This is a genomic window from Vibrio sp. V09_P4A23P171 (assembly GCF_963875615.1).
GTDB lineage: Bacteria > Pseudomonadota > Gammaproteobacteria > Enterobacterales > Vibrionaceae > Vibrio > Vibrio anguillarum.
This window is the reverse complement of record NZ_CAWNMR010000044.1, coordinates 256,536-278,326: the sequence shown is the minus strand read 5'-3', so window position 1 is coordinate 278,326 and position 21,791 is coordinate 256,536. Positions and strand designations below refer to the sequence as shown.

General features: G+C 44.2%; 20 protein-coding genes and 1 tRNA gene. 12 read left to right on the top strand and 9 right to left on the bottom strand.

Annotated features, from left to right (window positions below):
* Window positions 1-96: 96 nt before the first annotated feature.
* Window positions 97-2,106 (top strand): exoribonuclease II, encoded by a 2,010-nt coding sequence (rnb, locus tag AACT23_RS13460; protein WP_094126840.1) that lies wholly within the window; start codon window positions 97-99, stop codon window positions 2,104-2,106.
* Between the two features lie 61 nt (window positions 2,107-2,167).
* Here rnb and AACT23_RS13455 read toward each other — a convergent pair whose 3' ends face one another.
* On the bottom strand, window positions 2,168-2,518 hold the full coding sequence (locus AACT23_RS13455) for a DUF3024 domain-containing protein (RefSeq protein WP_026027345.1): 351 nt from the start codon (window positions 2,516-2,518) through the stop codon (window positions 2,168-2,170).
* 174 nt (window positions 2,519-2,692) lie between these two features.
* Here AACT23_RS13455 and AACT23_RS13450 point away from each other — a divergent pair, with 174 nt between their 5' ends.
* Window positions 2,693-3,514, top strand: coding sequence for a phosphate ABC transporter substrate-binding protein (locus AACT23_RS13450; RefSeq protein ID WP_026027798.1), 822 nt, complete (start codon window positions 2,693-2,695; stop codon window positions 3,512-3,514).
* A gap of 52 nt (window positions 3,515-3,566) precedes the next feature.
* On the opposite strand, the gene AACT23_RS13445 is transcribed toward AACT23_RS13450, so the two are convergent.
* Window positions 3,567-4,244 (bottom strand): MaoC family dehydratase, encoded by a 678-nt coding sequence (locus AACT23_RS13445; protein WP_013868538.1) that lies wholly within the window; start codon window positions 4,242-4,244, stop codon window positions 3,567-3,569.
* A 315-nt stretch (window positions 4,245-4,559) separates the two neighbouring features.
* Here AACT23_RS13445 and AACT23_RS13440 point away from each other — a divergent pair.
* Window positions 4,560-4,650, top strand: a tRNA-Ser gene (locus AACT23_RS13440).
* Window positions 4,651-4,839: 189 nt separating this feature from the next.
* Here AACT23_RS13440 and AACT23_RS13435 read toward each other — a convergent pair.
* Window positions 4,840-5,382, bottom strand: coding sequence for a GNAT family N-acetyltransferase (locus AACT23_RS13435; protein WP_013868537.1), 543 nt, complete (start codon window positions 5,380-5,382; stop codon window positions 4,840-4,842).
* Between the two features lie 174 nt (window positions 5,383-5,556).
* Between AACT23_RS13435 and AACT23_RS13430 the strand changes: the two genes are divergently transcribed.
* Window positions 5,557-6,684: an acyl-CoA desaturase gene (locus AACT23_RS13430; protein WP_017050757.1), complete on the top strand. Its 1,128-nt coding sequence runs from the start codon at window positions 5,557-5,559 to the stop codon at window positions 6,682-6,684.
* A gap of 297 nt (window positions 6,685-6,981) precedes the next feature.
* A complete protein-coding gene (gene dcuC, locus AACT23_RS13425; RefSeq protein ID WP_017045375.1) occupies window positions 6,982-8,349 on the top strand; it encodes an anaerobic C4-dicarboxylate transporter DcuC in 1,368 nt (455 codons plus the stop codon).
* Window positions 8,350-8,414: 65 nt separating this feature from the next.
* On the opposite strand, the gene AACT23_RS13420 is transcribed toward dcuC, so the two are convergent.
* A complete protein-coding gene (locus AACT23_RS13420) occupies window positions 8,415-9,047 on the bottom strand; it encodes a response regulator (protein ID WP_013868534.1) in 633 nt (210 codons plus the stop codon).
* Window positions 9,034-10,758 carry a nitrate/nitrite two-component system sensor histidine kinase NarQ gene (gene narQ / locus AACT23_RS13415; RefSeq protein ID WP_094126838.1) on the bottom strand — a complete coding sequence of 575 codons (1,725 nt, stop codon included), beginning with the start codon at window positions 10,756-10,758 and terminating at the stop codon, window positions 9,034-9,036. Before narQ ends, AACT23_RS13420 begins: the two co-directional genes overlap by 14 nt.
* 215 nt (window positions 10,759-10,973) lie before the next feature.
* Here narQ and napF point away from each other — a divergent pair, with 215 nt between their 5' ends.
* The 6 genes from napF (at window position 10,974) to AACT23_RS13385 (ending at window position 15,549) form a co-directional block, all read left to right on the top strand.
* Window positions 10,974-11,468 (top strand): ferredoxin-type protein NapF, encoded by a 495-nt coding sequence (napF, locus tag AACT23_RS13410; RefSeq protein WP_094126836.1) that lies wholly within the window; start codon window positions 10,974-10,976, stop codon window positions 11,466-11,468.
* 2 nt (window positions 11,469-11,470) lie between these two features.
* Window positions 11,471-11,776, top strand: coding sequence for a chaperone NapD (locus AACT23_RS13405; protein ID WP_013868531.1), 306 nt, complete (start codon window positions 11,471-11,473; stop codon window positions 11,774-11,776).
* Entirely contained in the window at window positions 11,773-14,262 is a 2,490-nt protein-coding gene (gene napA, locus AACT23_RS13400) for a periplasmic nitrate reductase subunit alpha (protein WP_094126834.1), read from the top strand. Before AACT23_RS13405 ends, napA begins: the two co-directional genes overlap by 4 nt.
* A 73-nt stretch (window positions 14,263-14,335) precedes the next feature.
* Window positions 14,336-14,791, top strand: coding sequence for a nitrate reductase cytochrome c-type subunit (locus tag AACT23_RS13395; protein WP_013868529.1), 456 nt, complete (start codon window positions 14,336-14,338; stop codon window positions 14,789-14,791).
* Window positions 14,792-14,823: 32 nt separating this feature from the next.
* A complete protein-coding gene (locus tag AACT23_RS13390) occupies window positions 14,824-15,402 on the top strand; it encodes a NapC/NirT family cytochrome c (RefSeq protein ID WP_013868528.1) in 579 nt (192 codons plus the stop codon).
* Window positions 15,403-15,414: 12 nt separating this feature from the next.
* Entirely contained in the window at window positions 15,415-15,549 is a 135-nt protein-coding gene (locus AACT23_RS13385; RefSeq protein ID WP_013868527.1) for a TIGR02808 family protein, read from the top strand.
* Window positions 15,550-15,650: 101 nt separating this feature from the next.
* Here the strand turns inward: AACT23_RS13385 and secF are convergent, their stop codons facing one another.
* The 4 genes from secF to AACT23_RS13365 form a co-directional block, all read right to left on the bottom strand.
* Window positions 15,651-16,553: a protein translocase subunit SecF gene (secF, locus tag AACT23_RS13380; RefSeq protein WP_017045371.1), complete on the bottom strand. Its 903-nt coding sequence runs from the start codon at window positions 16,551-16,553 to the stop codon at window positions 15,651-15,653.
* Between the two features lie 2 nt (window positions 16,554-16,555).
* Entirely contained in the window at window positions 16,556-18,394 is a 1,839-nt protein-coding gene (secD, locus tag AACT23_RS13375; RefSeq protein ID WP_094126832.1) for a protein translocase subunit SecD, read from the bottom strand.
* 97 nt (window positions 18,395-18,491) lie between these two features.
* On the bottom strand, window positions 18,492-18,995 hold the full coding sequence (locus tag AACT23_RS13370) for a hypothetical protein (RefSeq protein ID WP_017046965.1): 504 nt from the start codon (window positions 18,993-18,995) through the stop codon (window positions 18,492-18,494).
* Between the two features lie 92 nt (window positions 18,996-19,087).
* Entirely contained in the window at window positions 19,088-19,765 is a 678-nt protein-coding gene (locus AACT23_RS13365) for an SH3 domain-containing protein (protein ID WP_231494674.1), read from the bottom strand.
* Between the two features lie 830 nt (window positions 19,766-20,595).
* Here AACT23_RS13365 and AACT23_RS13360 point away from each other — a divergent pair.
* The gene (locus tag AACT23_RS13360) at window positions 20,596-21,747 is read left to right on the top strand and encodes a hypothetical protein (protein WP_094126830.1); all 1,152 of its coding nucleotides are present in this window, start codon (window positions 20,596-20,598) and stop codon (window positions 21,745-21,747) included.
* Window positions 21,748-21,791 lie beyond the last annotated feature (44 nt).

Sequence of the window (21,791 nt, the reverse complement as noted above, 5' to 3'; positions counted from 1 at the left end):
ACTGTTAAAGCAGACTAGCAAAAATAACGCTTTCGGTAGTAATCATCCCGCTCAATGATTATAGTGTGCCCAATCGCATTTGTTAGAAAAAGAAACATGTTTCAAGATAATCCGCTCCTTGCTCAACTCAAGCAACAAATCCAAGAGAACTTGCCTAAGAAAGAAGGCACGATAAAAGCCACTGAAAAAGGCTTCGGCTTTTTAGAAGTTGACAGTAAGAACAGCTTCTTTATTCCGCCTCCGTACATGAAGAAATGCCTACACGGAGATAAAGTAGTGGCCATCATTCGCACCGAGAATGAGAAAGAAGTGGCTGAGCCTCAAGAGCTGCTTGAGCCTTCACTAACTCGCTTCATTGGCCGTGTAAAACTGTACAAAGGTAAGCTGAATGTCACGCCCGATAACCCGCAACTAAAAAGGCAATCGCTGAAAGCCAAGGTGCAAAAAGGATTAAACCCTGAACATTTCTCTGAAGGTGATTGGGTTGTTGCACAGCTTATTAACCATCCACTGAAAGACGATAGCGGTTTTATGGTTGAAATCACCCATAAAATTACGGATGCCAACGATAAGATTGCGCCTTGGTGGGTGACTTTAGCTGAAAATGACTTGCCTAACAGTGAGCCGGCTGGTATTGAACATTGGCAGCTAAAAGATGATGCCGACCTACAACGCATCGATATGACCCACCTTCCTTTCGTGACCATCGATGGGGCATCAACTAAAGATATGGATGATGCACTGTTCGCCCAAAGAACCGAGAACGGTGACTTCACATTAACCATTGCCATTGCAGACCCAACCGCATACATCACGCCAGATGACGAGATGGACAGTGTCGCGCGTGAGCGGGGTTTCACTATTTATCTCCCTGGCCGCAATATCCCAATGTTGCCACGTGATTTAGCCGATGATTTGTGTTCGTTGATGGAAAATGAAGTTCGCCCTGCCCTTTGCTGTACCGTAACAGTGACTAAAGAAGGTGTGATTGGCGATGACATTACCTTTTTTGCGGCCAACATTAAATCGCACGCTCGATTGGTTTATGATCATGTATCAGATTGGTTAGAAACGGGCACTTCTGCCGATTGGCAACCAAGTGACCAAATCGCTTCCGTTGTGCGTGATTTGTATGATTTTTCATTAGCGCGCGCACAATGGCGCGAAACATACGCGGTCGTGTTTCCTGATCACCCTGATTATAGATTTGAACTGAGTGAAGACAACGACGTAGTGGCAATTCATGCGGATCTTCGCCGTAGTGCTAACCGTCTTGTTGAGGAAGCGATGATAACCGCGAATATCTGTGCGGGAAAAACGCTCAAAGCGCATTTTGGCCAAGGTGTGTTCAATACGCACGCGGGGTTCAAACCCGAAAAAATTGCCGATGTTGTCGAATTAGTCAACCCAACGGGTGAGCTTGAATACACTGCCGATAACTTAGCGACTCTAGAAGGCTTTGCCTCTTTACGTCGCTGGTTATGTAAGCAAGAGACCCGCTATCTGGATAATCGTATCCGCAAGTATCAAGCTTACAGTGAAATAGGAAACCAACCTCTTCCGCATTACGCAATGGGTTTGGATATCTATGCCACTTGGACTTCTCCTATCCGTAAATATGGCGATATGATCAACCATCGTATGTTGAAAGCACATATTTTAAACAAAGAGCCCGTACAAACACCGGATGAAACCGTTGGTGAAGAGTTGGCACTACACCGCAAACACCACAAAATGGCCGAACGTAACGTAGGCGACTGGCTCTATGCTAGAACGCTAGTAAACGAACCGAGCAAAGGCAGCCGTTTTACGGCTGAAATTTTTGATATCAATCGCGCTGGCATGCGCGTACGTCTTTTGGAAAATGGCGCAGCCGCATTCATTCCTGGTTCTTTAATCTTAGACAACAAAGAACGTATTGAATGTAATGCGGAAAGTGGAACGCTGCTTGTCGATAAAGAAGTCGTCTTTAAGCTCGGTGATACGCTCGAAGTCGTGCTCGCAGAAGTGAATATGGAAAACCGCAGTCTGATTGCAAAACCGACTCAGGTTTTCGAACCGTTACCTATACCTTCAGAAGCTAATACCACTACCCAAGGGGAGTGATTTTAGCAGCATAGACATTTCTATCAGGCATTCTTCGGAGTGCCTTTTTATTGCTTATTGATCACCAAAAGTAAGATTTAGGATCTTTTTCAATTTCGCGGATCAACGCCGTCAAATCCGTTGTTTTAGGGAGAAAAGGATACGGCAACCAATCTTCAATTTCTTTATCGGGATCCGTATTGGGAATATACAGCGCCCATTTAGCTTCTTCCCAAATCACTTTTGCTACGATACTTGAATAGTCGCAATGCGTTGAATCTAATTTGTAATGGTGTTTGATGAAGTGCACACCGTTAACGATCGGCTCAAAACAGGATTTGCCTAATTCAACAGACACACTTTGGTTACGATTATGGCAAACAAGCTCTGCTCTTCGTTCTAGTTGACGTTGCAACAAATTCACTACCGCCATTTTACCCTCGCTCAAACACGGCTTCCTGACATCTCGACTATAGCTGACTTCGCTTATCTCTGATATGAAAAACCGTAAGGCTACAAACCACTTACCTTTGTGGTTCACAAAAGTGTCATCTATACGACATATTATGATGGCTCAATTTTTCTAAATAACCATATTGGAGCCACTATGTTTCGAGTCGCGCTTGCTACACTGCTTTCAACTTTGCTACATACCCAGTTTGCCTTCGCAAGTGAAGTTAATATTTCTGGCTCGACCTCGGTCGCTAGGATCATGGAAGTATTCGCCGAGGACTACAATACCGCACACCCTGAAACTTATATCGCGGTTCAAGCCGTGGGTTCGAGTGCTGGCATCACATTACTGAAAAAAGGTGTCGCAGATATCGCCATGAGCTCGCGCTACCTCACAGAAAGTGAGCAAGATGAGACGATGAGCACCCTACCGATTGCCTATGATGGGCTGGCTGTTGTAATCAATCGCTTAAACAGTATTGAAAATCTGACTCGTGAGCAGTTATTTGATATTTATAAAGGGAAAATAACCAACTGGAAACAAGTCGGTGGTGCTGATCAAAAAATCGCAGTTGTGACCAGAGAAGCATCATCAGGTTCCCGCTATAGCTTTGAAAGCTTATTAGGCCTGACTCGTGTGATTAATGATCGCTTAGTGTCAGACATCAGTTCCAATAACTTAGTGGTCAATAGCAATAGTATGGTTAAAACACTGATTAACCATAACCCTCAAGCGATCGGTTTCATCTCTACGGGATCGGTAGATAAATCGATTAAAGCGATAAAATTTGAGGGAGTAGAAGCCACTGCAAAAAATATTGTCACTCATGAATATAAACTTTCTATGCCATTTTTAGTGGTCTATTACCCTGAAAAAATCACTAAAGAGACTCAAGCTTTCATTGCATCTTTAAAATCAGCGGAAGCAAAGGCTCGCATAGAAGAATATGGTTATATTCCTTTGAAAAACAAATAAATACAAAACAGGAGAGTGATCGACTCTCCTGTTTTATGCCATTTTTCTAAAATTAAAAATGGAGTTGGATCACTGAAACCACGACACAGCCTGGGCGACGAATACCTTCAATCTCCACTTTAATTTCTCTCTCGATCTCCAAACCTTTTTTGATTGGTGTAACTTTCAATAGAGTACTAATGGCTCTTACTCGGTTTCCTGATTTCACTGGATACGGGAAACGAACTTCATTTAAACCGATATTCACCACCATTTTTGCGGTCGGAAATATTGGTTTGTCAGGATCAACGCTATCCGTCAATTTAGGTAACAAGGCCAAGGTCAAAAAGCCGTGCGCAATTGTGGTCCTAAATGGAGAATCAACTTCCGCTTTTTGAGGGTCGGTATGAATCCACTGCATATCCTCAGTTACTTGACCAAACTGGTTAATGCGCTCTTGATCAACCACCAGCCATTTACCCGTATGAATGACTTCACCAATCTGAGTCTGGAGCTGTTTATACAGACGTTGCGCTTCAGGTTTGAGTATCAAGGGTTCGGCAATAGGAGCATCTTCATTCACTGCTGGTTGGTGAAAATCTCTAACCCAAGAAAACAACTGGCGACTGTTTGTTTTATGTAGAAGCTCGCCCCAGTACTCACGTACTGAAGGTGATACCCACTGCATAAGCTCAGAGGAGTACTTGTTCATTGAATCGCCACGATGCTTAAAAAGATTCTCGACTTTCATCTAAACCTCGGTGATTAGTTAGAATGCCCTTGGATTGAGGTAATTTTGAAGTACTTCACACTTAGCTGCAAACACTTTCGAGCGTACAAGCGTTCCCTGAAACACACAAATTACATATAAATCAATCAAATAAAAATAAAACACCATTTTATTAGATAACTAGGTTGTAGAGTATATAGCTCATAAAATCAAGGGAAGCGGTAAAAACAGTGCTTTACTGTAACTGAAAACGTTATTGCGGTTAGCCAAACCGAGTCGATGACTCAACTTATTGCTTTACAATATTATGGTGGCTATCTATTATGCGCACCACACGGAGAGATGGCTGAGTGGTTTAAAGCACCGGTCTTGAAAACCGGCGATGGTTAATAGCTATCCTAGGGTTCAAATCCCTATCTCTCCGCCAAATATCAAGAAAAAGCCTTTGATTATCAGAGGCTTTTTCTATTTATAGCATTTGGAAACTTTAGATGATTAAAAACTCATGTGTCTGGAAGATGCAATCATGTTTGGTCATCGCCTCTTCCTCAATACATCAAGAACGAATCACACGAATACCGATAGGTAAGAAGACATAGCCCGCGCACTATGCGTTTCAATCAACCGTAGAAGAGACCGAAGCCAGCAAATCTGTTGGGCTAGTCCAAGTATAAACCCACTCTTTAATATCTTGCCCACAGGGAGACCGCCATAAACGCTCTCCTTTAGGTCGACCAGCTAAGTAGTCGTAAAATTCGATGGCTTGCTTATTGTCTGCCATCACTTCCAAATACACACCGCTATTAGGGAAATACTGCTCAAACCATGCCGCCATCTCTTGAATCAACTGGCGACCAATCCCCCTTCCTCGATAATTTTCATCAATGTGCAGAGACTCGATAATGCTGCCTTTGTCAAAATCGTGGTTACCAAAGGCGCAGATAAACCCACACAGCAGCCCTCCCTCTTCAATCAGTAGGACATGTTGATTAAATGGTGGATTGATTAAGCGAGTTTGCCAAATCAGTAAACGGTCTTCTAGAACGTCGTTATCAAGGTACTCTTTGCCTAATATGCCTTGGTAGTGAGTTCGCCAACTTTGAGCGTGTAGCTGAGCAATTCTTTCAAAATCGCAATATTCAGCTGCTTTTATTTCCATATTCTAGTCCTTATTACTTCCTGTAAGGATTAACATCGTCTTTCATACTATTCGGTTCAAATAGAAAAGCAAAATATACTAGTCACAATCCCTTAAAAGAATCATTAAACCTCTTTGACTTACAGTTGTTCGCTGATATTCTAGCGAACAACTGTAAGCTCAAGGATTTTAATCATGGAATCGGCATCAAAACCACCACTTATCTGGATAAACATCGTCATTTTTAGCTTCAGCTTGGGCTTAGCGACGATTGCAGCCCCTTTGTATGGATGGCAATTTGGCTACGGCATGGAGCATTGGCTTTGGCTGATGATTTGTTTTTCCTTTTGCAACCTTTCCATTACCGCGGGCTATCACCGTTTATGGTCACATAAAGCCTATGAAGCACATTGGGCACTGAGATTATTGTTTGCATTAGGTGGGGCGTTTGCACTGCAAAACAGTGCGCTACATTGGTCTTCTGATCACCGAGTTCATCACAAGCATGTAGACAATAATGACAAAGATCCTTATTCAGCCAAACGTGGATTCTGGTTTTCACACATAGGTTGGATGCTGCGTCACTACAATAAAACCACGTACGATGACTACTCCAACTGCCGTGACCTGCAAAAAGATAAGATCGTCATGTGGCAGCATAAATATTATGTACCTTTGGCACTCGCAATGAACTTGGGCGTTCCTCTGATCCTTGGTTTTATTTATCACGATATACTGGGCATGTTACTGATCGTGGGTGCACTGCGTTTAGTGCTCAATCATCACACGACATTTTTCATCAATTCGCTGGCTCATATATGGGGTAGCCAGCCTTATACTGATAAAAATACGGCCCGCGATAACGGTATTTTGGCTTTCTTCACTTTTGGCGAGGGCTACCACAATTATCACCATATTTTTGAAAACGATTATCGTAATGGGATTTATTGGTGGCAATACGACCCAACAAAATGGCTGATCAAGCTGTGTTCGTGGCTTGGGTTGGCTGGTAAACTGCGCACTTCTCCTCCCCTTAAGGTAGAAAAAGCGAAAGCGTTAATGGCATTAAGCCATGCGCAAAAACAGATCGCCGCGTTACCCAATCAGCAACTCGTTATGGCCAGCATACAACGTGAATTTGACGCTTTAGTCATGCAGTTGCAAGAGTATTATGAATTAAAGAAACAGCTGATCGAAAGTAAAAAAAACAATATGGTTCGTAGATATGAACACTCCCTATTGATGCTGCGCTATCGACAAGTGAAGCAACAATTAGCACTACAAAAATCCAATTGGCAGCTCATTGTGCGTCAGTACTCCTAAATTCATACTTTACAGATTTGATGAAGCCATGCCTTAAATGGCTTCATTTTTCTTAGCTTAAATTATTCTCCCCTCTAACAGAACTTCTAGCCGCATATTTGCTAAATGAATAGTTAGAACGACTAAAACATATTCAAAGTTAAAGAATTTTCAACTAGGTTATCAATTGATAATTTTATTGTTTTAGATCATCTAAAGCTCAACTTGCTCTCGTGCTACAGCATTCTTTTCGGTAAATTCCTTGTCATAAATTGATACACGTTTTTGCAATATTGTTCATAATTTCAGGAGACTTAAATGCTAGAGCTTTTAATTGGCTTGGCGGTAACAGTAGCGGTGGGTTATTTCATTGTTAAAGGTTACAAGCCAGCCGGTGTGTTACTCACCGCAGGTATCGTTTTACTGCTATTAACTGGCGCACTTGGCTATTCAGTGCTGCCAGCCAAAGTACCCTCAACCGGTAACACAGTAACGGATGCACTCGAATTCGTGAAATACATGTTGCGTTACAGTGGTGGCGGTTTAGGCATGCAAATTATGTTGCTGTGTGGTTTTGCTTCGTACATGACACACATCGGCGCCAACAATGTGGTTGTAAAACAGTTTTCTAAACCTCTTTCGGTTATTACATCCCCTTATATCTTGCTGGTTGCTGCTTACATTGTGGCATGTTTGATGTCTTTAGCGGTGAGCTCAGCAACGGGTCTTGGCGTACTGTTGATGGCCACTTTATTTCCGATGATGGTAGCGATGGGGATCTCTCGTCCGGCCGCAGTTGCGGTATGTGCATCTCCTGCTGCGATCATCCTTTCCCCGACATCCGGTGATGTGGTTATTGCGGCGGAAAAATCAGGCCTACCTTTACACGTTTTTGCCGTGGAAACGGTTCTTCCTGTTTCGATCTGCGCCATTATCGTCATGGCGATCGCGGCCTTCTTCTGGAACAAATATCTCGATAAGAAAGACAACACACCGATGGAAAAAATCGATGTTTCCGCCATCGAAGTGAAAGCACCGGCTTACTATGCGGCTCTTCCATTCTTACCTATTGTGGGTGTGTTCTTATTCAACGGAGAAACCATTCAAGGTTTGAGCCTTGATATTTACACCATTGTGGTCGGATCCATCTTCATCGGTGCATTGGTTGACTTCGTGACGAAGCGTTTTAAAGGTAAAGAGACGTTAGAAGATCTAGAATCATGCTACGCAGGCATGGCCGAAGCATTCAAAGGCGTGGTGATGTTGTTGGTTGCTGCGGGCGTATTCGCACAAGGTTTGATGTCGATTGGGGCGATTGATAACCTGCTTCATCTTGCAGAAACCGCAGGCGCAGGCGGCATAGCCTTGATGCTGATTTTGACAGGCCTTACCGTAGCAGCCGCTATTGCGACGGGTTCAGGCAACGCTCCGTTCTACGCCTTTGTTGAGTTAGCGCCATCGTTGGCGGCTAAATTGGGCGTAAACCCAGCCTTTCTCATTATCCCGATGCTGCAAGCCTCCAACCTTGGGCGTACCATTTCTCCAGTATCAGGCGTCGTTGTCGCAACGGCTGGTATGGGCCATATCAGTCCATTTGAAGTAGTAAAACGCACTTCCGTTCCTGTCATCCTCGGTTTAATCACGGTCATTATTGGTACAGTAATCCTTGTACCGATGACAGCATAACGTTAACAAACAATCAGGGCGTCCAACAGGACGCCCTTTTTCAAACCGCTCTTTCCAAATAGGTGTTATTTACTCTCGCTATAGCGCTCCAAGTATAAAATCGTTGCTGCCGTGCGCGATGGGACGCGTAGCTTCTTCAGTAAACTCTTCATGTGCACCTTTACTGTCGACTCAGAAATGAACAGACGATCCGCAATTTGTTTATTCCGATACCCTTTCGCGACCTCTTTTAGAATCTGAGTTTCACGGTCGGTTAATGCTTCAAAAAGATCTTCATGCGTATGACGTTCGGCAAGGTACTGAGTAACAAACTCGCTGTACGCTTTTACACCCGTCGCGGCCTGTCTAAGCAGTTCCACCAGCTCATCTGGTTCTGTATCTTTAAGAAGGTAGCCATCAGCCCCCGCTTTCACCATAGCTTCAATATCGAGCGCACTGTCTGATACGGTTAAAATAACGATGGTAGCGGTTGATTCATCCGCACGAAGCGCTGTTAACGTATCGAGCCCTGACATGCCTTTCATATTCAAATCAAGCAGAATGAGATCCGGCTCGATGTCATGCGCCAAAGCGATGGCTTCACTGCCGTTACAAGCTTCAGCAACCACTTCAAAGTCATCTTCAAAACTCAATAGCTGGTTGATACCACGTCTCATCAAAGGATGGTCATCTACCAACATTACTCTACATCTCGTCAAAATTTGTATCCTTTGAACGTTTATATTTCAATATAACTTCACACCCAGCATTGGGTGCGGAGGTTACTGACACTGCGCCATGCAGCCGCGCCGCTCTTTCTTGCATAATGCTTAATCCATAGTGATTGAGCCTAGCACTCTGTTGATCAAAGCCAACCCCATCGTCTTTGACCGTCACCATCACCTGATCGTCCAATTCATCACAGTTGACTTGAATGGCATTAGCTTGAGCGTGTTTGATAGCATTGATAGTCGCTTCTCGGATCAATTGCAGTAAATGCACTTGTTGATGCGCATCTAAATCAATCGATGACAAATTATTATTAAGCACTATCTCCGCCGTAGTTTGCTCGCCAAGTTCCTCTAGCATGCCCTTAAGCGCTTGACCAAAATTGCCTTCTTTAATCGTTAGCCTAAAGGTGGTTAATAACTCTCTTAACTGGGTGTAAGCGCCCGACAAGCCTTGATCAATATCTAAAATGATTTGCTCTTTTTTCTCTGCGGCATGCGGGGTATCTGCTCGGCCAATCACGCGTTTTAATAGTGATACTTGTATCTTCAGATACGAAAGCGATTGAGCTAACGAATCATGCAGTTCACGTGCGATGGTGGCGCGCTCTTCCATCAAGATCAACTGCTCGGCTTGTTTCTGCGCTTGATTATAATAGATAGCGCGAGACAATATTTGTACGAAGTTATCAATCAAGGCGTTATTTGGACAAGGCAAGCTGTATTGTAGATACAAGTAACCCAGTTGTATCCCATCTAAGCTCAGCAAAAGCGGAGAGAGGGAAAACCCATTGCTCTCGCCTTCGGATAAGCGCGTGCTTTTACCCGCTTCATCACCAATTTCTAACTGGGCAAATATGACCCCTTCAATGGTGACCAAGTGTTGCAAAATCGCTTGGAAATTATCTTGGCTAATGCGCGACGCGGTTAGCTCTTGCGAGCAGTCATACAACACTTGCAGTGCTTGGTTGGCATTTTGCAACTTATAGGTTTTCTCATTCACCGCTTGCTCTAAACCAAGGTACAACTTACCAAGATCGGTAGCCATTTTATTAAACGTGCGGGTTAAGATCCCCATTTCATTATGGCTGGTGACATTGAGCGATACATCAAATGAACGGTTTTGGATCTGCTCACTGGCGGTCACTAGCGAACGCAATGGCCCCACCACTTCCTTACGAATAAAATGCACCACAAACAATGAGATACACAACACACCACCCAACCCCATGCCGCCAAACCAAGCCAGTTGGATCAGCTTTTGTTCTGAGAAGTGCTGCAACTTAAAGACAAAACGGTCGATTTGGCTGACAAATTTCGCTACCTCATCAAGATAGCGGTCTTTGTTCTCGCTATTTAACAAGCTTTTCAGTTCGTGCCAACGAATGATCAACTGATAATAATCTTTGGTGATGTCGTTTGGCACAGGCCAACGCTGCAATGCTTTCATTGATGCTGAATAAAGCGAACGTTCAAAAAGATAAATGTGAGATGAATAATCCACCGAGTTACTTTGAATATCATGTGCCAATCGATAGCTTTGCATACGCATTGAACCAGCAACGTTCACCGCTTCCGCATCATTGAGTGAGGAAGCGAGTGTAAAAATGGCGTAGCCTGTGATGGCAACCGATAACAGTAAAATCGACACCATGGCTTTGGCAATGGTGCTGGTGACCGACTGTTTGGATCGTTTTCTCAAAACATCTCTCCGTGAACCTCTCCTTGCCTATTGTATCTGATTGGGCGCCGCTGTCGTTAAAGCCATTCAATATGTGATCACTCGCGCTTGAATTTATTGATCTAAAACAACATGACTAGCCAATTACCTCCTTGGGGGTATTTATAGAAATAGGACAAAAACTACAATTTGTGTATGGATAAATGAAGATTTGTTAACAAATACAGGAATGCACTTTGGTTGAACTCTCGAAAAGGCGTTTTTTTTCTCGTAATCAGGTCGATGACACCATTGTCCGCTTGCCTTGGATTGCTCACCCCCTCTCCTTTTCAGATGAGTGCACTCGCTGCGGCCGCTGCCTAGACGCGTGCGAAACAAAGATCATCACCTTCGGTGATGGCGGCTTCCCAACCATAGATTTTCATATTGATGAGTGCACCTTTTGTTATCAGTGCGCGCAGAGCTGCCCAGAGCCAATTTTCGCACCGCGCTCAACACAACCGTGGCTGGCTAAAGCAAAGATCGAAGAAAGCTGCTTGGCTAAACGCAATGTGGAGTGTCGTAGCTGCGCTGAGTCATGTGAAGTCAGCGCTATAACGTTCAATTTAGTGATCGGAAAAGTGGCGCAACCGAATGTCGATATTGATGCCTGTAACGGATGTGGCGCGTGCGTTTCCATCTGTCCAACCTCAGCCATCCGTGTGAGCAATATTAATAATAATGAGAGATAAACATGTCACTCAATGAAGTACATATTTCAAGTTTGATCGTTCACGTCGTACCTGAACATTTAGCAGCGCTCAAAGCGACAATCGAATCGTTTGAGAACGCCGAAGTGTATGGCCAAAGCAACGAAGGGAAAATGATCGTCGTTTTGGAAACGGAAAATCAAGGCTTCGTTACTGACACCATCGATGCGATTAACAACTTACCACATGTTCTCAGCACCGCTTTGGTTTATCACCAAATAGAAAGTGGGCTGGATGACACGGATACCAACACTGGAACACAACATTCCCACATTGAGGATGACGTATGAAAATGACAAGACGCGCGTTTGTGAAAGCAAACGCAGCCGCATCCGCAGCCGCTATCGCTGGTATTACTCTACCCGCCAGCGCTACAAACTTGATTGCCAGCTCAGACCAAACAAAAATCACTTGGGATAAAGCGCCTTGCCGTTTCTGCGGTACGGGCTGTTCAGTATTAATCGGCACTCAAAACGGCAAAGTGGTTGCCACACAAGGTGACCCTGAAGCGCCCGTTAACAAAGGGTTGAACTGTATTAAAGGCTACTTCCTTTCAAAAATCATGTATGGCAAAGATCGCTTAACACAGCCACTGCTGCGCATGAAAGATGGCCAATATCATAAAGATGGAGAATTCACGCCAGTGTCGTGGGATCAGGCTTTCGATGTGATGGCTGAAAAGTGGAAACAAGCTCTAAAAGCGAAAGGGCCAACCAGTGTTGGCATGTTCGGTTCAGGCCAATGGACCGTGATGGAAGGTTATGCCGCCGTTAAACTGATGAAAGCGGGTTTTCGCTCTAATAATATTGATCCGAACGCTCGCCACTGCATGGCTTCAGCCGTTGTTGGATTTATGCGCACCTTTGGTATTGATGAACCGATGGGCTGCTATGATGATTTTGAACACGCTGATGCCTTTGTGCTTTGGGGTTCAAACATGGCCGAAATGCACCCGGTTCTTTGGACTCGTATTACCGATCGCCGTTTAAGTCACCCACACGTTAAAGTAAATGTCCTTTCGACTTATTATCATCGTTCGTTTGAGCTGGCCGACCACGGTTACATTTTCCACCCACAAAGTGACCTTGCCATCGCCAACTTCATCGCCAACTACATCATTCAAAACAATGCGGTGAACTGGGATTTCGTCAATAAACATACCCACTTCAAACAAGCGACTACGGATATTGGTTATGGCCTGCGTGACGAGCACCCATTGCAAGTTAAAGCGAAAAATGCAAACTCCGGTGATGTTACTGCGATTGACTTTGAAGCTTATAAAGCCTCGGTTGCACCTTATACGGTTGAAAAAGCCGCGCAAATGTCAGGCGTTGCCGAAGATAAACTGATCGCGCTTGCAAAACAGTACGCTGACCCTAACACCAAAGTGATGTCACTGTGGACTATGGGCATGAACCAACATACTCGCGGTGTTTGGATGCAAAGCTTGGTCTACAACTTGCACTTACTGACAGGCAAAATTGCCACACCTGGCAACAGTCCATTTTCATTAACAGGCCAGCCATCCGCTTGCGGCACGGCACGTGAAGTCGGAACCTTTTCTCATCGCTTGCCTGCGGACATGGTAGTGGCAAACCCCAAACATCGCGCGATTGCTGAAAAGACATGGAAGCTTCCACAAGGCACCATTCCTGAAAAACCGGGCTTTCACGCGGTACAGCAAGACCGAATGCTCAAAGATGGCAAACTCAACGCTTACTGGGTGCAGTGTAATAACAACATGCAAGCAGGCCCGAATATTAACGAAGAACGTTTACCGGGTTATCGCAACCCAGAAAACTTTATCGTCGTGTCTGACCCGTATCCAACAGCCACAGCACAAGCGGCCGACTTAGTGCTCCCTACTGCAATGTGGGTGGAAAAAGAAGGCGCTTACGGCAATGCTGAACGCCGCACTCAAGCTTGGTATCAACAAGTTGGTACTGTGGGCGAAGCAAAATCAGACTCATGGCAAGTGATGGAGTTCTCTAAACGCTTCAAAATGGAAGAAGTGTGGCCAGAAGAATTGCTCGCCAAAGCGCCACAATATCGCGGTAAAACCCTGTTTGATGTGCTGTTCAGAAACGGACAGGTTGACCAATTCCCGCTTGAAGAAGCGCGTGAACTGAACGATGACGCACATCACTTCGGTTTCTATGTACAAAAAGGGTTATTTGAAGAGTACGCCAGCTTCGGACGCGGTCACGGCCACGACTTAGCTCCTTATGATACCTACCATAACGTTCGCGGTTTACGCTGGCCAGTTGTGGATGGCAAAGAAACGTTATGGCGCTTTAAAGAAGGCTCTGACCCTTATGCGAAAAAAGGATCTGATTGGGATTTCTACGGCAAACCGGATGGTAAAGCGTGGATCATCTCCGCTCCTTATGAAGCGCCGCCGGAATCACCTGATGCCGAATTTGATATGTGGCTGTGTACGGGCCGCGTGTTAGAACACTGGCACACCGGCACTATGACGCGGCGCGTGCCTGAACTTTATAAAGCCGTACCCGATGCGCTCTGTTACATCCACCCAGACGACGCCAAAGCGCGTGGGTTACGACGTGGTGATGAAGTATTGATTTCCAACAAACGCGGCGAAGTTCGTGTTCGTGTGGAAACGCGCGGCCGAAATCGTCCACCGCATGGTTTGGTCTTTATCCCATTCTTTGATGCTCGCATTTTGATTAACAAGCTGATTTTAGATGCCACGGACCCACTGTCGAAGCAGACAGACTTCAAAAAATGTCCGGTAAAAATCACTAAAGTAGCGTAAGCCAGTTAATGAATGCATCGGCTGCCCTATGGGGAGCCGATCTCAGAATGAGCCATTAGGCGGAGAATTTAAGATGAAAAAACTACTGATCGCCCTTTTATCTTTTGGGGCTTTATTTGGCCAAACGGTACAGGCGGAACTGAATAACCCCGGCGGCAACGGTGGGCTGGAATCGCTGCGTGGCGCAACGCAACTTGAAGAGACTCGTCCTGCAGACGACTTTAAGAAGTACCCAAGAGATCAAGCGCTTGAAAGCGAATACGTCTATCAGCCACCTTTGATCCCGCATAACATTCGTGGCTACGAAGTGTCGCTAAACGCCAATAAGTGCCTTGCTTGTCACAGTTGGAAAAATGCCAAAGAAATGGGCGCAACCAAAATCAGTGTGACCCACTATGTTAACCGTGAAGATGCGGTGCTAGCTGACGTCTCACCGCGCCGTTACTTCTGTTTACAGTGCCATGTACCGCAAGCCATTGCGAAGCCTTTGGTGGAAAATGAGTTCAAATCCGTTGATTCACTTCGCTAATCGTAGCCAGATAATAACTTAAGAGGCTATTTATGAAATTATTAAAAGCGTTTTGGAAAAGGCTCACAAGCCCAAGTAAAGCGGCCGTTGGCATCGTATTGTTCATGGGGTTTGCAGGTGGTCTGCTATTTTGGGGCGCATTTAACACCGGTATGGAAGCAACAAACTCAGAAGAATTCTGCTCAGGCTGTCATGCACCGATTGTGGCTGAGATCCAAGAGACGATTCACTATTCTAACCGTTCCGGCGTACGTGCTATCTGCTCTGACTGCCATGTTCCCCATGAATGGACAGACAAGATTATCCGCAAAGTGCAAGCCTCCAAAGAGTTGTTTGCTCATGTGGTATTAGGCACCATTAGCACACCCGAAAAGTTTCAAGCACGTCGAGCACATCTCGCGGAGCGTGAGTGGTCACGATTGAAAAATAATGACTCATTAGAGTGCCGCAACTGCCATGAGTTCGAATACATGGATTTTTCAGAGCAAGGTCCACGCAGTGCCAAACAGCACTCTACCGCCCTTGCTAGTGGTGAAAAAACCTGTGTCGATTGCCATAAAGGTATTGCACATAAACTGCCAGACATGCAAGGCGTTGAAGGCTGGCAATAGGAGAATTAACCCATGAGTACATTAGAATCGGTAATTTGGCATATTCTTGGTTATAGCGCGATGCCTGTTATTATCTTCGGCGGCTTTGCGGTGGTTGCCGCCGTTTCACTTTGGTTGCTGTCACTGAGTAAAGATAAAGAACTATAAATTACACTTCCTACCGTAATTTATAGTCAACTCCCAATAAAAATCCGCCTGTGCATAAGGCGGATTTTTTTACTTCACTTTAAATGACATGCGCAGAAATACTAAGGCGCGGAATCCACCACTACAGGCAAGTAATGTTTAGGTTCAAGTTTCAACCACTCTGGTAACACAGTCCCGATTGAGATTGAAGACCAAGTTCCAGAAATAATACCGATGAACATTGCAATAGCAAACCCTTCAAGCGGCTCCCCGCCCATTAACCACAATGCGGAAACAGTGAGTAATGTCGTACCCGAAGTCACCATAGTGCGTGAGAAAGTCGCAATCACGGCTTGGTCGGTAATCTCTTTGGTTGGCGTACTTTGCTTGGCCACGAGCAGTTCACGAATACGGTCGGCAATGATGATGGAGTCGTTCAATGAATAACCCAATACCGCCAGTACCGCCGCAAACACGGTTAGGTTGAACTCCATCTGTGTCAGGGCAAAGAAACCGAGCACTAAAATAACGTCATGTAGCAAGGCCAACAACGAGCCGCTCGCTAAACGCCATTCAAAGCGGAAACACAAGTAACCTAAGATACACAGTAAGCAGATCATCAACGCTAAACTACCTTGCTCCACCAGATCTTGCCCCACTTGCGAGCCGACCATACTGTTGCTCACCACCGTCACATGTTCAGAGACGTCGCTGAGCAAAGTGGGAATGTTAGGCGTCTCTTGATCGCTTTCAGGAAGCGCGTAGCGGATAACCCAACGTCCTTCTTCACCTGCTTTGGTGAGCATCGTTGAATCTCCTAATGTAGGTTTCAACGCTTGCAGTAACTCTTTGTTGGTGAGGGTTTTATCGACCGTGACTTCGGTGACCATCCCACCAGTAAAATCCAAACCCATGTTGAGGCCTTTCACACCAAACGCCACTAATGAGATCAGCATCAATGTCACAGAGAGTACGCTCGTGATGTAACGAATTGGACGAATATGGTTTTTCAAATAATCAATCATGTTTATACCCTTACATCACGACGAGCATCTCGTCCCCAAATGAGATTGATAACCGCACGCGAAGCAAACACACCGCTGAACATACTGGTCATAATGCCGAGCCCTAAAGTCAGGGCAAAGCCTTGGATTGGACCATTACCGATCGAATACAGAATCACGGCGGTGATCATAGTGGTGACGTTGGCGTCAAGAATAGTGCTAAAGGCGCTGCTAAACCCAGAATCAATCGCTTGCGCAAAGCTGCGACCTTCCGCGATTTTGTCTTTGATGCGTTCAAAAATCAGCACGTTGGTATCGACAGCCATGCCAACCGTCAAAACTAGACCTGCAATCCCCGGCAAGGTCAGCACAGCACCCGGCAATAAGGCAATCAGACCAATGAGACACACCATGTTAAACAGCAACGCCGCGTTCGCCACCCAACCTAAACGGCGATACCAAAGCGCCATAAAAGTCAGCGTTAATGCCATACCTAAGGCTAATGCGGCAAAACCATTTTGAATATTTTCTGCGCCCAATGAAGCGCCGATGGTACGCTCCTCTACGATAGTCACAGGCGCGGTTAATGAACCAGCGCGCAGCAATAAAGCCAGCTGCTGTGCTTCTTCCATCGAACCTGCACCAGTGATTCTAAATTGGCTACCCAGCTGCGATTGAATGGTCGCAACACTGATCACTTTTTCGCTACGCTCTGTTTCGCCACGAGCATTGGTGGTGTATTCACGGTACACGGTCGCCATCGGCTTACCGATATGCTTGGATGAAAAATCACTCATGATTTTGCCACCCGCGTGGTCAAGCGAGATGTTGACCTCAGACATTCCCACTTGGTCAATACCTGCGCGCGCATTAACAATGTGATCGCCGGTTAATACAGGGCGTTTAGTAAGTACAACATTGCGGCCATTTTCATCTTTTAGCACAATGTCTTGCGACGTAAACGCTTCGCTGGGTGATTTCGCCTCATAAAAAGCAAGGCTCGCCGTCGCACCAATCACGTTTTTCGCTTGTGATGGGTCTTGCACGCCCGGTAATTCGATACGAATGCTGTGTTCACCTTGGCGCTGAACCATAGCTTCAGTGATGCCTAGCTCTTCAATGCGATCACGCATAATCTTGAGGTTCTGTTGCAGCGTCGTTGATTGGAAATCGACTCGATTCTGTTTTGAAGGCTTGATCAGCAGTTGATCAGAAGAGCGTTGAATATCCCACCCAGAGTAAGTTTCTTTGAGGAATACATTGATTTTATTGAGATCTTCCGCTGAATTGCTTATTACTTTGAAGCCATCAATGCCTTCAGAGCTAACTTTCACGCTGCGAAGACGCTCGTCACGAAGCTTATCTTTCACGGTATCGATCATGCTGTCACGCTGCTCTTGGAACGCTTTATCCACGTCAACGTTCAGCAAAAATTGCACACCACCACGCAGATCCAACCCTAGTTTAATCGGGTTAAAACCTAAATTTGTCAACCATGTTGGTGCAACCGAAACGTAAGAGAACGTAATACTGTCTTCTTTTTCAATCATGCCATCGAGTAATTCTCTGGCGTGTGTTTGCTGGACTTCATCAGCAAAGACTAAGGTCGTTTTCCCACCTTGCTGCTGTATGTTTTGTACCGCAATATCGTTTTTTTCGAGTAGATGAGTTAATTCCACGACTGAATTAAGCGTCTCATTTTTAGCGGAGACTTGCAGTTGAATCGACGGCTGTTCGCCGTACCAGGTGGGTATAGCGCTCAAGGCAAGCACAACCAAAGTGGCGGCCAATACGATATACTTCCACGCAGAATAGTGATTAATAAGACGTGCTGACGCCTTTTTATTTTGTGTTTTTTTCATACCAATCCTCTCAGCAAAGCTGAGTTGTTATTACTTTAAATGAACAAGTTAAATGAACAAGCGAGTGACTTTGTCACTTGATATAAAGTAAGAAGGATCAGTACTGGCTATTTAACGCCACATACATGGCATTCGTTTCTTTCCAACCAGAAATTCTATGGTTAGAACTATAGGGGCGAGCTTGCCATGCCGCCAACTCAGCGACAGGGAAAAGATAAAGCCTAAAGGGAGCGACGGTGACGTCGTAATTGGGCGTGTTATCGACAAAAGTGGGGCCATCGTATTCAACGACTCGGGAAGTTACCCCCCAACGAGATGCGGTGACGATTGCAGCAGAAGTGTCTGAGTGAAGCGATTTTGATACGGGTGGAACCGTTTGTTTATCTTGTTGATCAGAGATAGGTTGTTGAATAGCAACAGCTTGAGGCAATGTTTGCTGATGAACAATCGCCGTGAGCGAGGTTTTTTCACCATATTGTGGGATGACTTTAGGTTCAGCGTGGCTGTGCGTTTCACTTTCAATTAAATAGCCGAACGCTTGCGAAGGCAGAACCACCGCGAGAAGCGTAAACCAAACACATTTAATAAAGTGCCAATGCATGAAAAAATCATTCCTCTCAACTCAAGCAGGCATCATATTCCTGACAACGATAAGCCTCAAGTAAAAAGATCTAAATGCTCTTACCACTTTAGCTAATGAGAAGCGTAAAATATTTCTTTGCTTTGTATATCAAAGTAAATTTTGTTGGCTAACTTGCGGCCACCACAATACACAAAATAAACCTCACGTTCTTGATATTTGAGCGACTTTACCCAACCACCAAGCTCTTCAAAATCTTCTGGTACGCAGGTTTCATTTTTCAGCAACTCATCGGTTTTCTGCACAAAAGCCGTTTCATAGAGTTTAAAATCATCCGAATTCGCAATGTACTGCGTGACCGTTTTACGGCGCTCCTCTGCTGTGATCAGCGGGGCTTGTTCCACTAAACCATCCAAAGGTATCCACTCCGCGACTTCAGGCCCGTTTTCCTCATAGACAAAATAATCGGTAATACGGCCAAAACCCGATTTACGTTCCAAGATTTTCACCTTATCACCACGGTATAGAACCCGCTCAACAAACGCTTGTGCATCGGGCTTTTCTCTTACTCCGAGCCTTGCTAAATCGACATATAAATCATTAACAAGCGGTTTTGGTGGCAAGGCCGTTTTAGGAGCCGTCTCAGTGGTTGGCACTTGCTCTTCATCGTTCGAACTCGACGAATCGGCCTGCAGTGCTTCTTGCTCAGGAAGATAATAAAGAAAGTAATAGCCAGCCCCCGAGCCCGCCAGCCCAAGCAGCAATAATAGAAACATCAGCATTTTTTTCATCTTGCTGCTCATTCCTTTCTTGTTGTGCGCAACCTTGTTCGGCGCGGCACGCTTTAATTGTTCGTTAATTATAGTTGAAATCTCCGCATGTCATTTTTACTCACTATTCGAACCAATAGCGATACTAACGACAGCCTAATCCTGAACTTGATGCTATGCGTCAATCTTCTGCAAAATCAGCCTATAAATGGAATAAAGGACTCAAATTTATCTTCAACAGCAACCTAGCCACTCGATCAAATCCTATATTCATCTCACAGTTCTACATCTATAAGTCCGGACATCTTGTTAAGTATCCTATTCAAAGTTAACTAGGTTTACATTTTCCGACTTACCCTATACTGGTAATAGGTTGAAATACATTTAATAAAATTATTTCATCTCACTGCGATAAATTCTATTTAATTTTTAAAGAACGCTACTTTCAATTACAAAACAAATTTCACTTCATACCGATGATCTTCTAACTCAAGGTTATTAGAAAACAACTTTCATTGTTACCATTAAGATTAAAAGTATATTAATATTCCCAACCATGCCTGAATAGATAGAAAAAGACAATTTTCTCAATCGGCGATCAAGTTAAGTAAAGTTCGACGCTGATAACAAGCTTGGAAAATTAAATCACAATCATCCTATACAGATGGTGAATAAAATTGAAAATTTCCACTCGACTTCAATTCATTTAAAGTATCAATTACTTACCCATCCAAGCTACTAATAGAACTAACAATAATTAAATTAAATTAACGTGCAGTTCATCGACTGATAGTTGACTATTATTTAAAGTAAAAAATCGACACACCAACATCATCTAATAGGATATATTCATGGGTAATATACAACAAGCCACACATATAGCTAACGACAACGTACCGCATCATAGTGAACAGGAAAAACAATCCTGTGTAAAAATATCTAAAGTTAAACAACATCCAACATTGCCTGATGAGCCAACGAAAAAAATACATGAATTAATCGCTGTATTTGGAGAAAGAGTAACGTCTAAGGCTAAATTCAAACCCAAGAATACCGATGTACATGAAGAACCCAAATATGCTCCACCTGCTCCACCTGCTCCACCTGCTCCACCTGCTCCACCGACGATTATGGATACCAAACCTAAAATGGCAACACCGATGGATAGGGACGCGTTGTTTAAAAGCATTAAAAATGGAATAAAACTTCGCACTGTAGATGGACAGCCTATTTATAATACAACGCAAGAAACGCAAGATATGGTCTACCAAGACGATCTTCTGAATAGCTTCATAAATAAGGAACAATGCAAAAAAATCGCAGAACAAATGGCAATAATTATCTATGACGGAATGAGTGTCGATTGGGAAAAAATTGTGACGGAAAAACTAGGTCATTATGAAACTAAAGAAAAACTTGCACATGCTTTGCCACAAATGAGCAAAGAAATTCAAGATTATTGGTCAATATTCAGCTGTGTACCAGATTTAATTAACGAGCCACACACACGCTCAGATCAAACTACGTCGACAAAAAATATCCCATCTGTCGTTAAAAGAGCGTTTAGCCGGTTCAACTCCGCACCGTCAACTCGTACGTTCCGCGTAACCGATCGTAAGAACCAAGTAGCGTTGAGTAATAAAGATGCTATGCACTCAAAAGCAAATCGTTTAGCGAATAAGACATTAAATGACATTTTAGAAACCAAGCCAAATAAAAAACTTGATTACATTGGTGACCACTATAAACAAGCTGCTTTAAATGTTTTTGAATCAATGCCATTTATACAAGGTGATGAAGGCGAACTACGCTTCGAGAAACAAAATGGAAAAATAAATATGGATCGACTTCGTCGTGACTTTATGGCGAACATAAAAAGTAAAGAAAGTATGAAAAATGATATAATTGTTTTTTTGAATACCCAATTAACAGAAAAATTTAAATCCTATACTACTCTAGGATTACTAGAAATCGCAGGATTAAACCCTATGACTATCGAGTAAAACTCTAACTGAGTATAAAATGTTAATTTACGATCCTAATCTTA